This is a genomic window from Enterobacter sp. RCC_40 (genome assembly GCF_041360735.1).
Lineage (GTDB): Bacteria > Pseudomonadota > Gammaproteobacteria > Enterobacterales > Enterobacteriaceae > Enterobacter > Enterobacter ludwigii.
Map to the genome: position 1 here is coordinate 118,365 of NZ_JBFUPR010000003.1, position 14,007 is coordinate 132,371.

General features: G+C 56.5%; 9 protein-coding genes. 2 read left to right on the top strand and 7 right to left on the bottom strand.

Features of this window, described 5'->3' with window-relative positions:
* Positions 1-306: 306 nt before the first annotated feature.
* The 3 genes from AB6731_RS12805 to AB6731_RS12815 are packed head-to-tail and all read right to left on the bottom strand — an operon-like array spanning position 307 to position 4,886.
* On the bottom strand, positions 307-879 hold the full coding sequence (locus AB6731_RS12805; RefSeq protein WP_337275866.1) for a PTS sugar transporter subunit IIA: 573 nt from the start codon (positions 877-879) through the stop codon (positions 307-309).
* Position 880: 1 nt separating this feature from the next.
* Complete coding sequence (locus AB6731_RS12810; RefSeq protein ID WP_371006433.1) at positions 881-3,478, bottom strand: alpha-mannosidase; 2,598 nt, start codon at positions 3,476-3,478, stop codon at positions 881-883.
* A gap of 10 nt (positions 3,479-3,488) precedes the next feature.
* Positions 3,489-4,886: a PTS fructose transporter subunit IIC gene (locus AB6731_RS12815; protein ID WP_071993116.1), complete on the bottom strand. Its 1,398-nt coding sequence runs from the start codon at positions 4,884-4,886 to the stop codon at positions 3,489-3,491.
* A 179-nt stretch (positions 4,887-5,065) separates the two neighbouring features.
* Here AB6731_RS12815 and AB6731_RS12820 point away from each other — a divergent pair, with 179 nt between their 5' ends.
* Positions 5,066-5,725, top strand: coding sequence for a MurR/RpiR family transcriptional regulator (locus AB6731_RS12820; RefSeq protein WP_047366509.1), 660 nt, complete (start codon positions 5,066-5,068; stop codon positions 5,723-5,725).
* Positions 5,726-5,733: 8 nt separating this feature from the next.
* On the opposite strand, the gene AB6731_RS12825 is transcribed toward AB6731_RS12820, so the two are convergent.
* From AB6731_RS12825 to treR, 4 genes are all read right to left on the bottom strand, one after another.
* Complete coding sequence (locus AB6731_RS12825; protein WP_032679522.1) at positions 5,734-6,480, bottom strand: oligogalacturonate-specific porin KdgM family protein; 747 nt, start codon at positions 6,478-6,480, stop codon at positions 5,734-5,736.
* 134 nt (positions 6,481-6,614) lie between these two features.
* Positions 6,615-8,270 (bottom strand): alpha,alpha-phosphotrehalase, encoded by a 1,656-nt coding sequence (gene treC / locus AB6731_RS12830; protein WP_032679523.1) that lies wholly within the window; start codon positions 8,268-8,270, stop codon positions 6,615-6,617.
* A gap of 51 nt (positions 8,271-8,321) precedes the next feature.
* Positions 8,322-9,740, bottom strand: coding sequence for a PTS trehalose transporter subunit IIBC (gene treB / locus AB6731_RS12835; protein ID WP_025205752.1), 1,419 nt, complete (start codon positions 9,738-9,740; stop codon positions 8,322-8,324).
* Between the two features lie 128 nt (positions 9,741-9,868).
* Positions 9,869-10,816 carry a trehalose operon repressor TreR gene (treR, locus tag AB6731_RS12840; protein WP_014168396.1) on the bottom strand — a complete coding sequence of 316 codons (948 nt, stop codon included), beginning with the start codon at positions 10,814-10,816 and terminating at the stop codon, positions 9,869-9,871.
* Between the two features lie 393 nt (positions 10,817-11,209).
* Between treR and mgtA the strand changes: the two genes are divergently transcribed.
* A complete protein-coding gene (gene mgtA / locus AB6731_RS12845) occupies positions 11,210-13,918 on the top strand; it encodes a magnesium-translocating P-type ATPase (RefSeq protein WP_333193100.1) in 2,709 nt (902 codons plus the stop codon).
* Positions 13,919-14,007: the final 89 nt, after the last annotated feature.

Here is a 14,007-nt window from a genome sequence, read left to right on the forward strand (position 1 = left end):
TGTCAGCCAGGCCAGAGACTTCCCACGTTCCCAACGCGTGTTATCCACAATTCCGGAGAGCTGAGTCGCCGTCTTGTTGTTGGAATAGTAGACGATAAATACAATATGTTGGGTCGGCGTGCATTTTAAGTGCTACATATAGTGATTTGCATCAAACATGTTTGCGATTTATTTGATTCAGAACAAAGTAAAAAGACGAGAGTACAAACGACGGGCACTCCAGCGTTTGTAAAGACGAGAGGGAAAATTCTGATTAATTATACAACAAAAACAAGCGCTCAGCAGCATGTGCCGAGCGCCAGTCGGTTAACTCACCCCGCATGCCCAGTTCAGTCCGGCCTGGAGAAAGGCTGCCGCCGCAATACTCCCGAGTATCAGCGGGATAACAAGTGAGCGCCCGGGTTCGGCGTCCGCGTTTTGTGGCGTTTCTCTGCGCAACGCGGACAGCGCTTCTTCGCCGGTGCGCGCCGCCAGAAGCGCGTTACGCACGCGCTCTTCCACCAGCGAACTGGTCAGCGTCGTCAGCAGCTGCATATGCGTACTGCCGGCCTCGGCGTGTGGGATGGCGAGCAGAAAAACCATCCTGACCGCTTCATCGCCTTCCAGCCCCGGCCAGATAACCGGCTCATCAAAAAGCGCCAGGCAAAACGCCGCCTTCTGCACCGCGTCTGATTTACCGTGCGGAACGGCCAGCGCTTCGCCCAGCGCGGTGGGACCTTCACTTTCGCGGTGTAAGACGCTCTGGATAAAGGCGTCTTTATCGGTGATGACGTTTCGCCCGACAAGCGGTTCGGAGAGCCAGCGGATCAGCGCTTCAGGCGTGCGGCAGGGTGGGTTAATAAACACCAGTTCGGGGTGCGTGAGTTCAAGCAAGTTCATGTTAAGCCTCAATCAAAAAATCACAGGTCGCAGAAGGGGGGATCGTCGTCACCGATGGCACGTGTTCTTCCAGATAATTGAGCTGGGGACGCTCTGCCAGGCCAGCCGGAACAGGGACAGGCTGCGTCCCGGCGTTGAACACGCGGGCGATCGTGCCAGGCGATCGTTGCGCATGGGGCAGGGCAGAAAGAACGAGCGGTTCCGGTAAGGCGAATAACGAAAATTCTGCCGGCAGCGTGCGTTCGGGCAGGCGCAGCGAAAAACGCTCAAGCCGGTTATCGAGGGTATGCAGCGTTTGTCGTTGATAGGTGAAGGGGTGACCCGTCGCCTGATTCTCCAGCTGGCGCAGCGTCAGATGGTCTGCGTTATCGGCCAGCGCCACGGTGAAGGAAAAGTGCAGCGGTTTGAGCAGCTGCGCATCGGGCGTATCGACCACCGTATTGTTAATGCCAGACGCCCGGCCAGGTCGCCAGTCAAGATCGCTGCGCCCCAGTACGCCGGTTGATTTGAATAAGGTCAGGGCAATGACTGCCGGATCGCGTCCAATAACCTGAAACTCTTTCATGCCGCGGCTATTCACGACCAGCGCTTTGCCCGCTTGCGCGATAGCGATAATGCCCTCGCTGGTTTCAATATCCACGGGCTTCTCGCGATAGCGCTCCTGCCAGTGAGTATCGTCGTACCCCGTTTTACGCTCGATTATCGAGAACGGCTGCGAGGCGAGGGAGTGACGGGTGCAAATATCGCTGTTGATCAGTAAACGCAGCCGGTGATCGCAGTGGCTGTTTACCAGCGAGCTATCAACATGCAGGTTCGGATCGTCGTGACGTAATTCGCACACTATGCGCATTGATAACGGGGTGCGGGTATTTTCCCGGCGTCCAGCGAGATCCGGCGGCAGCGACATGACTGCCTCAAGTACCATCGTTTGGCAAAGAGGGGTTTTGCTGCAGTCGATCAGCGTGAAATGCGCGCAGCGCGTCGGTTCATCGCCCGGGAGCGGCGAGAAATCATAGCTGTCTCCGGCATCCGCGCAGTCTTCAAGACTGAATAACGACGTGATGCGCCTGGCGTTGCGCTTGTCTTCAAGCACCAGCGTACCGGCCTCCAGCGTCAGTCGATAAACCGTATTCTCTATCGCCTCTCCTTTCGCGGCGCAGGTCCTGGCAAATGGAGCCGGCGTGTCTTTTAGGTTGACGGTGATATAGCCCACCGGCGGCAGGAGAGGCGTCTGCAGAACAACATGCCAGCGGAAATAAGGCGGAAGGTGCGTTTCGCGTTCACCCTCACAGGTGAGGGAGATGGCCGTTCCTCCAGGTAACGTCTCGCGTTCCAGAACGTCGAAGGGCAGCGGCTGGCCCTGATACGTCAGGGTGATATTGTCGGCCCGACTGTACAGGGTGGTGTGGATCACGCAGCGGGTCGGGGTGGCCAGCGGGTTGAAAATGAGCAGGTCACCCTCCTGACAGCATGCGGCGGCCAGTGACTTCACCACCAGATTCCACAGGCTGTGACAAAGCTGCTCTGTCTGCTCGAGCCGATGAAGAATATCGCGGTTAGTGGCATCGCTGTTGCAGCCGCCCATGGAGTCGTGGGCATGGCTTCGCAGAAGCTTCTTCCAGAGGGTGTCCACGATCGGGAGCGTGACCGGAATGCCCTGATGACGCGCCATGGCGATGGTGGGCTCCAGCTGTCGCAGGATGAACTGCTCGATGTCGGCATTTTTCTTTTTGATATCGTAACGCACAGACCCGATCGTTTTGTGAATGCGGGTGTAGCGCGGCGATTTCAGCTCACCTTCCCATAATGCCAGTTGTTCCCGTTTTGTGCGCAGCAGAGCGACGTACTGCTCCAGCGAGCTGAGGACGTAACGGTCCTGCGTGGGAGAGTGCGCGCTGGCAACCTGCAGGATATGCGGCAGCGCCGGGTCGATGCTGACCTGATCGCCGCCGCAGGGCAGGAGCAGGTCGTCAATCTGCGACCGTGAACGCAGCAGATCCACCATCGGGTAGATCTTGCCGTGCAGATGGCTGGCCTCCGCGCGCATGTTCTTGGCCGCACCATACCCCAGCGCCATTGCACAGGCGATGATGGTTGCACCTGACGGCGCGCGCCAGAGAAACTGGCTGTTTTTGGCCTGAGTGTCGTGGTCGATACCGCGCCAGAAAACGATGTTATCGATATTGCAGCCCTGCAAAATCGTGGGCATCTGCGCGTTATGCCCAAAGGTATCCGGCAGATAACCGACCTGCATGGCATGCCCCAGCGCCCGAGCGGCGAAAATGCCGTACTTGAGATTGCGGATAATCGATTCGCCGTGAACGTTGTAGGTATCCGTCTGGGTGAACCACGGCCCGACAAACACGCTTTTCTCCCTGACCAGTTTTTCCAGCCGGGGCCGGTAATCGGGATTGATGGCGAGAAAGTCATCCACCACCGCCATCTGCCCGTCAAGGTGATAGCACTGCCAGGCCGGGTCCTGCTCCAGCGTCTCGATGACCTCCGCAAAGTTGTATGACGCCAGCACCATGCTGTCCTGGCGGGTGAAATACCACTCCTGATCCCAGTGGGTATGGGCTATGACGTGGATCTGGCTCATTGCGCTCTCCTTATCTGGCGTTCTTTGGGCTTAGATAAAGCACGCCCAGGGCGCAAATCAGTGCGCCAATAAAGACGCTTGCCAGGTACCCGACCACATTGGTCGCCAGCGGCCAGCCCCAGATAGCCGGCAGGGGCAACGTCTGCTTCACGCCGAGGGCAATCGCCACCAGCGCACCCGCGACGGCTCCTGTCATGAACACGGGGATCAGGCGTGGGTTTTTCAGGATGAACGGGATAGCGCCTTCTGAAATACCGATAAAGCCCAGCAATAACGAAGTGCTGCCAACGGTTTTCTCTTCACGGCTGAACACATCCGGCAGGCCAAAACGCCCATTGAGGAACGCGGCGAGGCCTACCCCAATAGAAGGAATCACGATGGAGAGCTCGCGGGCGGTTAAATCAAATGTCTCGCTCATGCCGTTCAGGCCGAGCGCGACCGATCCTGCCGCCTTGTTGACCGGGCCGCCGAGATCGAACGCGGTACCCGCGGCGATCATGGCCGAATAGAAGCCGCGTCCGGTATCACCCGCCGAGGTAAAAAAGACCACCATCAGCTGGTTAAGCGAACCAAAAATCGGGTTGATCAGATATTCCATTACCATCACCAGCGTAATACCGGTGATCAGCGGAACGACCAGCATGGTTTTTAGGGTGGTAAGCTGCTGTCGGACGTGAATGGCATCATTCAGCCAGCGCACCAGATAGCCGACAAAAAAGCCAATGCCAATTGCGCCGAAAAAGCCGGAGGGCATAAAGCCTTCAATATCAAAGAAGCGTTTGTAGACCTCATCTGACATGATGCCGCCGATCAGTCCGGGGATCAGCGCCGGTTTACCGGCAATGGAAAAGGCCAGATACATCGCAAAGACCGGGTACATGAACTTGATGGTCATAAAGCCCATTTTATCCAGCACGCTGAACGGCGAATGCTCAATGTTTATAAACTGCCCGGTAATTTTGGCCGTCGCCATCATCAGGCCGCCCATTACCACGACCGGTAACATATAGCTGATGGCCGCCATGATATGGCCGATAAAAATCTGGTAAGCCGAACGCTGAATGGCGTCTTCGTCCGCCACAGTGGTGACGTTTTTCTGCATGGCCAGCGCCTGACGCAGGTAGCGGTCGGTATTTTTAATCAGCTCTTGCGTGCGGGTCTGAAGGTGAGGAACGTGTTCAAAACGTTCTGCATCCTGAATGGGAACGTCGGTTGCAAGAATAATGGCCGTGGCGGAGGCAATATCCTGTTTCGTTAATCTGTTTTTTACGCCGTCGCTGCCCTGCGTTTCGACCTTGACCTCAATATTATGCTCTTTTGCCCATGCAATAATTTTACTTGCCGCCATAAACGTGTGCGCGATCCCTGTAGGACAAGCCGTTACAGCGATAATTTTTTGATTCATCATTGTAATAATTCCCTGGGTGTGAAAATAGCGAAAGTATAAAGAGAACTTAAAACAGTGTTTAAGGTTTGCTAATACTAATTACGTATCGTCATACGCTATGTGGCAATATGTGAAGCGCCTTCCAGAGACTATTTCGCTATTCTGCTAATATCCTGTTAGGTTTTAACAGGACGTAATAAATGAATTCATTTCAGGGAAGTGAACGGTTGATATTTGAATACATTCAGCACCACGCACGCAATATTTCTGATATATCGGCAAAAGAGATTGCGCGTGATACTTTTACGACAACCACCTCGGTGAATCGTGTCTGTAAGAAAATGGGCTATAAGAGTTATACCGAGCTTCGCTATCGGTTTTTACGCGACCATTTTACGTCTGTCCCTGCCGAGCCTGCGATGGGGCCGCAGGCAGACGATATCGTGGTGGACGTCTCCCGGTTACTGACCCATTCCAGCCATATCTATTTATATGCACGCGGGGCGTCTCTCACCAGCCTCAACTACCTGTCGCGTTTTTTGTCACTGGCGAGCCTGCCGCACCTGATTCTGAATGATATGCACCAGTTGACCCGGGTATCGAAGGGCACGCTGGTGTTGATCAGTAAATCCGGGGAGACGCAGTCGCTGATTGAAATGGCGCGTAACGCGCTGCGTAAAGGGCTAAAGATTATTGCGATTACCCGTCAGGGTTCGACGCTGGCCGGGCTTTCTACGCTGTGCTGGCCGTTGTCGATTGATATAAATGCCGTCTCGTTATACCAGCGAGAGGGACAGCTGGACCTGTTAAGCGCCGTCGATCGTATCGGCTGCAGGCTTCTGCAGCACGATACGGAGTAGGTAGGCCGTCAGAGCTGTTTCACGATACCCAGACGAATGGCGTAATCATTTTCATGATTGCCATCCTGAGTAAGGTAGGTTTTATCCAGCGACACCAGTTCGACGTAAGGCGTCCAGCCGTCGTCGAGCTTGTAGTTGAACGCTACGGTGTGCTCCCAGTAGGTATCATCCCCGGTTCCCTGATCGACATTATCCTGCCAGCGGAAGCGCGGGTTATAGGACATGCCGAATTTCCCGATGTTGTACGCGAACCACAGGTCGAACTGGTGTGACTCGCGGCGGGTGTAGCCGCTGCCGTCCAGGCGTTTGTCGCTGTGCGCATCGTTAACGGTGTTATAGCGGTAGCGGGCAGACAGGTTCAGGCCGTTATCGAACGTTTTCCAGCCCTGGATGAAGGGGCGGTAATGCGTATTGCTGGCGGTAAAGACGGTCACCATCCCTGGCGCGATGGCGAACCCATTTCCCAGATCAAAACGCCAGCGCGTTTCGATTTCCTGTGCTGCCTCCGTTAACCCTTTTTCGTCCGGATTATATCGGTCGGTATCACCAAAGAACGTATCGTTATGGTTTTGCGCCGCTTCGACGGAGAAGTAAAAACCGTTATCAGCCTGATGCATCACTTTAATACGTGAATCATTTACGTCTGAGCGCGTATTATGACCAAAACGAAGATCGACGGAGGTATTTCCGCACCATCCCTGGGTACTTAATAATAATGCGCTAATACATGTTGCTTTAATAATTGTCTTTTTCATAATGTCCTGCCGAGGTTATTTAAATGGCAGGGCTATTCTTATTTTGGCACACCGTGAAGTAAAAGTTATCGTCGTACATTTAGCGTATCGCTAAACATAAAAAAAGAGATACAGCAGGCTGTATCTCTTGAGGGTTATTCCTGTATCCACCAGATGGCTTCAAACGGGCGCAATAGCAGGTTGTCGGGCTGAGGGGGAGCATCCGCATAGTTGCTCAGTGCGACCCGCCAGGCTCCCTGTACTGACGCGGGAACCCATTGCTGGCGCTCACGGCTCAGGTTTGCCACCACCATCAGCGTCTGGCCCTGTGACCGCCGGCGATAGCACCACAGGGAAGGGTGGTCAGGCAGCAGGTCTTCATAATCTCCCCACGTCAGCACCGGCAGGGTTTTGCGCAGGCGAATCAGCGTCTGGTAGGTGTAAAACACCGAATCAGTATCGTCCAGCGCCGCACGGGCATTGACCGTCTCGTAATTGTCGCAAACGCCAATCCACGGCTCACCCTCGGTAAAGCCCGCACTGTGTGTGGCATCCCACTGCATTGGCGTGCGGCCATTATCGCGGGATTTACTCGCCAGAATAGCCAGCAATTCTTCAGGGGCGCGACCGTTGGCCCGCAGTTCAGCGAACATATTAAGGCTTTCAACGTCGCGGTAATCGGTTATACGGCTGAAGTGCGGGTTGGTCATACCCAGCTCTTCGCCCTGGTAAATATACGGGGTGCCCTGCATTCCGTGCAGCACCATGCCGAGCATTTTCGCGGCGTGGGGACGGTACTCCCCTTCATCGCCAAAGCGCGACACAATGCGCGGCTGATCGTGGTTACACCAGAACAGCGCGTTCCAGGCTTTGTTGTGCATGCCCTGCTGCCAGTGGCGGAAGAGGGTTTTCAGCGCCACGAAGTCCGGCCTGGCCAGGGTCCACTTTTCGCCGCCGGGGTAATCCACTTTCAGGTGGTGGAAGTTGAAGGTCATCGACAGCTCGCGCCCGTCGAGAGAGGCGTATTGCTGACAGTTTTCCAGCGAGGTCGACGACATCTCGCCTACCGTCATCAGGTTTCGCGGGGTAAAGACGTCGCGGCTCATCTCCTGAAGATACTCATGAATGCGCGGTCCGTCGGTATAGAAGCGACGGCCATCGCCCACGGCGTCATCCGGGAAATCCTGGTCTTTGGAAATCAGGTTAATCACATCGAGGCGTAAACCGTCCACGCCACGGTCGGCCCAGAACTCGCATACCTTTTTCAGCTCAGCGCGCACCTGCGGGTTTTCCCAGTTGAGGTCCGCCTGCTCGGGGGCGAACAGGTGCAGATAGTACTGCTCGCTCTCGGCGTGCCAGCGCCAGGCGTTGCCGCCAAATTTGGAGCGCCAGTTATTGGGCAGTTGTTCCGGCGTACCGTCGCGCCAGATGTAGAACTGGCGATACGGGCTCTCTTTATTCAGCGATTCCCGGAACCAGGCGTGCTGCGTTGAGGTGTGATTGAACACCATATCCAGCACGATACGAATGCCGCGTTGATGGGCCTGCGCGACCAGCTCGTCAAAATCATCCAGCGTGCCGTAGGCCGGGTCGATGGCGGTGTAATTCGCCACGTCGTATCCGTTATCTACCTGCGGGGAAATATAAAACGGCGTCAGCCAGATGGCGTCGATGCCGAGGGTTTGCAGGTAGTCCAGCCGCTGCGTGACGCCGCGTAAATCGCCGGTACCGCTGCCCGTCGTGTCCTGAAAACTCTTTGGATAGATCTGGTAGATAACGCCGTTCTGCCACCAGTGAGGAAGGGTATTCATAATGCGTTCCTGCAAATGCGAAGGGGCGCAACTGCGCCCCGAAAGATGAAGTTAAACAATCTGCAGCGCGCCCTGACGGTACTTACGCTGGTAAACCACGGTGGTGAGAGCCATTGGAACGACAATCGCGATGACCATCGCCAGGGAAAACACCTGCCAGAAAGCGGGCTGGATGGAGAGAATACCAGGCAGACCGCCGACACCGATCCCGTTCGCCATCACACCGTACAGACCGCATACCAGGCCTGCCAGACCGGAGCCGATCATCGCGCACAGCATCGGGAAGCGGTATTTCAGGTTGATACCGTACATCGCCGGTTCGGTAACGCCGAGGTAGGCGGAGATGGCGGCCGGAACAGAAATCTCACGCTCGTTATGCTTGCGGCTGACCAGGATAATGCCTGTGACCGCCGAGGCCTGCGCAATGTTAGACAGCGCGATGATAGGCCAGACCGGCGTACCGCCCAGGCTCTGAATCATCTGCATATCAATCGCCAGCGTGGTCTGGTGCACGCCGGTGATCACCAGCGGGGCGTACAGGAAGCCAAACAGCATGGCACCAATCGGCGCGAAACTGCCGGTCATCAGGTGACGTACCGCGAAGGCAACGCCGTCGCCAATCATGCGGCCAAACGGACCGATAAACGCATGGGCGAGGAAGACGGCCAGAATAAGGGAGCAGACCGGCACCACCACCAGATAGAGGTAATCCGGTACGATGCGTTTCAGGCGCGTTTCAATAAAGCCCAGCGTCAGACCGGCCAGCAAGGCTGGGATCACCTGCGCCTGATAGCCCACTTTCGCGATGGTGAACAGACCGAAGTTCCACACCTCAGGCACCTGCTGACCAAGTAAGTAAGCGTTCATTAACTGCGGAGAGACCAGCGTGACGCCCAGCACGATACCCAGAATCGGCGTACCGCCCATTTTGCGCACCGCTGACCAGCAAATCCCGACCGGCAGATAGAAGAAGATCGCTTCGCCAATCAGCCACAGGAAGTCGTAAACGGTTTTCAGCGCCGGGTACATCTGCGCCAGGGTTTTGCCGTCGCTCATCGGCACATCACCGATAACGTTGCGGAAGCCCAGAATCAGACCGCCGCTGATCAGCGCCGGGAGCAGCGGGAAGAAAATCTCCGCGAAGTGGGAAATTAACTGCTCGTGCCATTTCATATTCTGGCGTGCAGCTTTCTTGGCTTGCTCTTTGTCGGCTGAACTGTGCCCGGTTGTTGCCAGCAGAGCCTGATAGTAATCGCCCACTTCGGTACCGATGACGACCTGGAACTGACCGGCGTTGGTGAAGCAGCCTTTGACCATGGAAAGCGCTTCAATGGCTTTCGGATCGGCTTTGGCCGGATCGTTCAGCACGAAGCGCAGGCGGGTAATGCAATGGCTGACGGTCGCGATGTTTTCACGGCCGCCTACCAGGACAATCAACTGGTCGATATCTTCTTGTTTGACTTTACTCATCATGAAACCTCATGACCGATGGTGAGGGGGGTAATGACCTGAGCGCAAGCCTACTCCTTCAGCGTGACGGCGAAAATGGGAACGTTCCCGAAATTGGGCGAAGATCACAATAAACTGATAAACGAGGGTTATGAAAGGTGGGCGGGAATTACGATCTGACGCGGCTCAGCACGTCCGTTAATTTGCTCGATCAGCTGTGCAGCGGCCTGCCTGCCTGACTCGGCGTAGCCCGGATCGACGGTGATAATCTCCGGGTGCAGAAACTTCATCAGCGGCGTACTGCCTACGCTCGCGATCTGCAGTCCCTCTATGCGTTGCTCCTGAAGATATTTACTCGCGCCCAGCGCCAGGGTATCAGTGGCGCACACCAGCGCCGTGGTCTGCGGGGTCAGCACGCTGGCGACCTGCTCGTAGCCCTGTTTCATTCCCAGACCCGGCAGAGACGCGACGGCGGAAAGGTTGTGCTGTTTACAGAAGGTCAGGTAGGCCTCGTGACGCCGCTTGCCGGTGGTAACGTCTGCATGCGGTACGCCGAGGTAGCTGATATGGCGATGGCCTTTATCGTACAGACGCTGCATCAGGGTAATAATCGCCCCCTCATCGTCGTAACAGACGGAGGCAAAACCGTGAGCATCGCGCGCCAGCATCACCATCGACGCCTGCCAGGGCTTCAGCATCTCCTCTTTGATGCCGGTAAAACCGAACAGCACCACGCCGTCAATGTTGCGCCGCTGGAGCATACCCAGATGCTCTTCAACCAGCTGCGTGGAGAACTGGCTCTCCATCATGATTGGGTCGTAGCCCTGCTCATAAAAGGCGGGCAGCATGGTCTGAACGGCGAGGTTCTCGGACAGGGAATCCAGACGCGAGACGATAATGGCAACCACTTTGTCACTTTGCCCGCGCATGGCGCGCGCAGAGCGGGAAGGGGAAAAACCGTGCTGATTCATTACCGCCTCGACGCGCTCGCGGGTGCGTTCACTGACACCGCTCTCATTGTTGAGCACGCGCGATACGGTGGATTTCCCCACGCCGCTTAAACGCGCGATGTCTTTTATCGTAAGGCGGTTCTGCATGCTGTATTCCCTGTAACAATGACAACGTGGTCAGTAGAGCCTAATGCTATAGCGTGTTTTCGCTATGGGCAAAGTCTGGTTTACGTTCGGTTTATTTGCGGGGGAATATAATACCGCCCGAATCGCCGCAAACGGTACGGTTAAATCCTTATACTGCGCGGCGGCACCCTACTTTTTTTACTTACCGGAGGTGACATGGATCCCGATCCCACGCTTCTCCTGAACGGGAGCGTTCTTTCTTTCCGGTAAGCCAGCCTTTGTGCTGTCTCACCGGTATGTGAGGCAGCAACGTCCTCCACGTTCCTGCTTAAAACATTAAGTGCCTGTCAGGTACGGCCTTGCCACGCCTGCAGGAAATACTGTGTCCGCGTTTGCGGGCGCGGGGGAATGACTATGTTTAAAAATATCACCCGGCAGCTGCAGGCGATGCTGAGCCGCCACCTGCCACATCGTCTTGTTCAGCGCGACCCGCTGCCAAATGCCAAAAATATGGCCTCTGCAGCGATCCCTGCTTCCCTGAGCCAACGCTGCCTGAACGTGGCGGCGATGGATGAAAACGAAGTCTGGCGTGCCTTTGGCGGGCATCCGGAGGGGCTGAACGCGGCGGAAGTGGAAAAAATCCGTGCCGTACATGGCGATAACCAAATTCCGGCGCAAAAACCGGCGCCGTGGTGGATGCATCTGTGGACCTGCTACCGTAACCCGTTCAACCTGCTGCTGACCGTGCTTGGCATTATCTCCTATGCCACCGAAGATCTGTTTGCCGCCGGGGTTATCGCCCTGATGGTGGGGATCTCCACGCTGCTGAACTTTATTCAGGAGGCCCGCTCTACCCGCGCGGCAGACGCCCTGAAAGCGATGGTAAGCAACACCGCAACCGTCTCGCGCGTCATTAACGATCTCGGGGAGAACGCCTGGGTTGAGCTGCCCATCGACCAGCTGGTGCCGGGCGATCTGGTGAAGCTGGCGGCTGGCGACATGATCCCGGCGGATTTACGTATTCTTCAGGCGCGGGATCTGTCCGTGGCGCAGGCCTCGCTGACCGGTGAATCTCTGCCGGTGGAAAAAGTGGCGCGCACCCGCGACCCGCAGCAGATGAACCCGCTCGAGTGTGACACCCTCTGCTTTATGGGCACTACGGTGGTCAGCGGCACGGCGCAGGCAATGGTCATCGCTACCGGCGGCAACACCTGGTTTGGACAGTTAGCCGGGCGCGTGAGCGAGCAGGAGAGCGAACCGAATGCCTTCCAGAAGGGGATTGGCCGCGTCAGCATGCTGCTGATCCGCTTTATGATGGTGATGACGCCGATTGTGCTGCTGATCAACGGCTATACCAAGGGCGACTGGTGGGAAGCGGCGCTGTTTGCGCTCTCCGTCGCCGTGGGGTTAACGCCTGAAATGCTGCCGATGATTGTTACCTCCACGCTGGCGCGCGGGGCGGTCAAACTGTCAAAACAGAAAGTGATCGTCAAACACCTGGATGCCATTCAAAACTTTGGCGCGATGGACATTCTCTGCACCGATAAAACCGGCACGCTGACCCAGGACAAAATTGTGCTGGAGAACCACACCGATATCGCCGGTAAAACCAGCGATCGCGTGCTGCACAGCGCCTGGTTGAACAGCCACTACCAGACCGGGCTGAAAAACCTGCTCGACGTCGCCGTGCTCGAAGGCGTGGATGAAGAATCTGCCCGCACGCTCTCCGGGCGCTGGCAGAAAGTGGATGAGATCCCGTTTGACTTCGAGCGCCGCCGCATGTCGGTGGTGGTGAGCGAGCATCCGGACGTGCATCAGTTGATCTGCAAAGGCGCATTGCAGGAGATCCTCAATGTCTCAACCCAGGTGCGCTATAACGGCGACATTGTGCCGCTGGATGAAACCATGCTGCGCCGTATCAAGCGCGTCACCGATAACCTGAACCGTCAGGGGCTGCGCGTGGTGGCGGTGGCGAGCAAATTCCTGCCTGCACGCGAAGGGGACTATCAGCGTATCGACGAATCCGATCTGATCCTCGAGGGTTATATCGCATTCCTCGATCCGCCGAAAGAGACCACCGCGCCTGCGCTGAAAGCGTTAAAGGCCAGCGGCATCACCGTGAAAATCCTTACCGGCGACAGCGAGCTGGTGGCCGCCAAAGTGTGTCATGAAGTGGGGCTGGATGCGGGTGACGTCGTTGTGGGAAGTGATATTGAGCACCTCTCCGATGATGCGCTGGCTACGCTTGCGCAGCGCACCACGCTGTTCGCCCGGCTGACACCCATGCACAAGGAGCGCATTGTTACCCTGCTGCGTCGCGAAGGGCATGTGGTGGGCTTTATGGGCGACGGCATTAACGATGCGCCCGCCCTGCGTGCGGCGGATATTGGTATCTCCGTAGACGGTGCGGTGGACATTGCCCGTGAAGCGGCGGATATCATTCTGCTGGAAAAGAGCTTGATGGTGCTGGAGGAGGGCGTTATCGAGGGACGTCGTACCTTCGCCAACATGCTGAAGTACATCAAGATGACCGCCAGTTCCAACTTCGGTAACGTTTTCAGCGTGCTGGTGGCGAGTGCGTTTCTGCCGTTCCTGCCGATGCTGCCGCTGCACCTGCTGATCCAGAACCTGATGTACGATGTCTCTCAGGTTGCCATCCCGTTTGATAACGTGGACGACGAGCAGATTCAGAAGCCGCAGCGCTGGAACCCGTCCGATCTGGGGCGCTTTATGCTGTTCTTTGGCCCGATCAGCTCCATCTTCGACATTCTGACCTTCTGCCTGATGTGGTTTGTGTTCCATGCCAACACGCCGGAACACCAGACGCTGTTCCAGTCCGGCTGGTTCGTGGTAGGGCTGCTGTCGCAAACGCTGATTGTGCATATGATCCGTACGCGTCGCATCCCGTTTATTCAGAGCCGGGCCGCGTGGCCGCTGATTGTCATGACCGGCATCGTAATGGCGCTCGGCATTGCACTGCCGTTCTCGCCGCTGGCCAGCTACCTCCAGCTGCAGGCGCTGCCGCTGAGCTACTTCCCGTGGCTGGTAGCGATCCTCGCGGGCTATATGGTGCTGACGCAGATGGTCAAAGGCTTCTATAGCCGTCGGTATGGGTGGCAGTGATTTCTCCCCTCTCCCGGCACGGGAGAGGGGTACGTTTCCTCCCAAATTCAACAACCTGTGATCTCCGTCAGCGCATTCGCTTGACGACA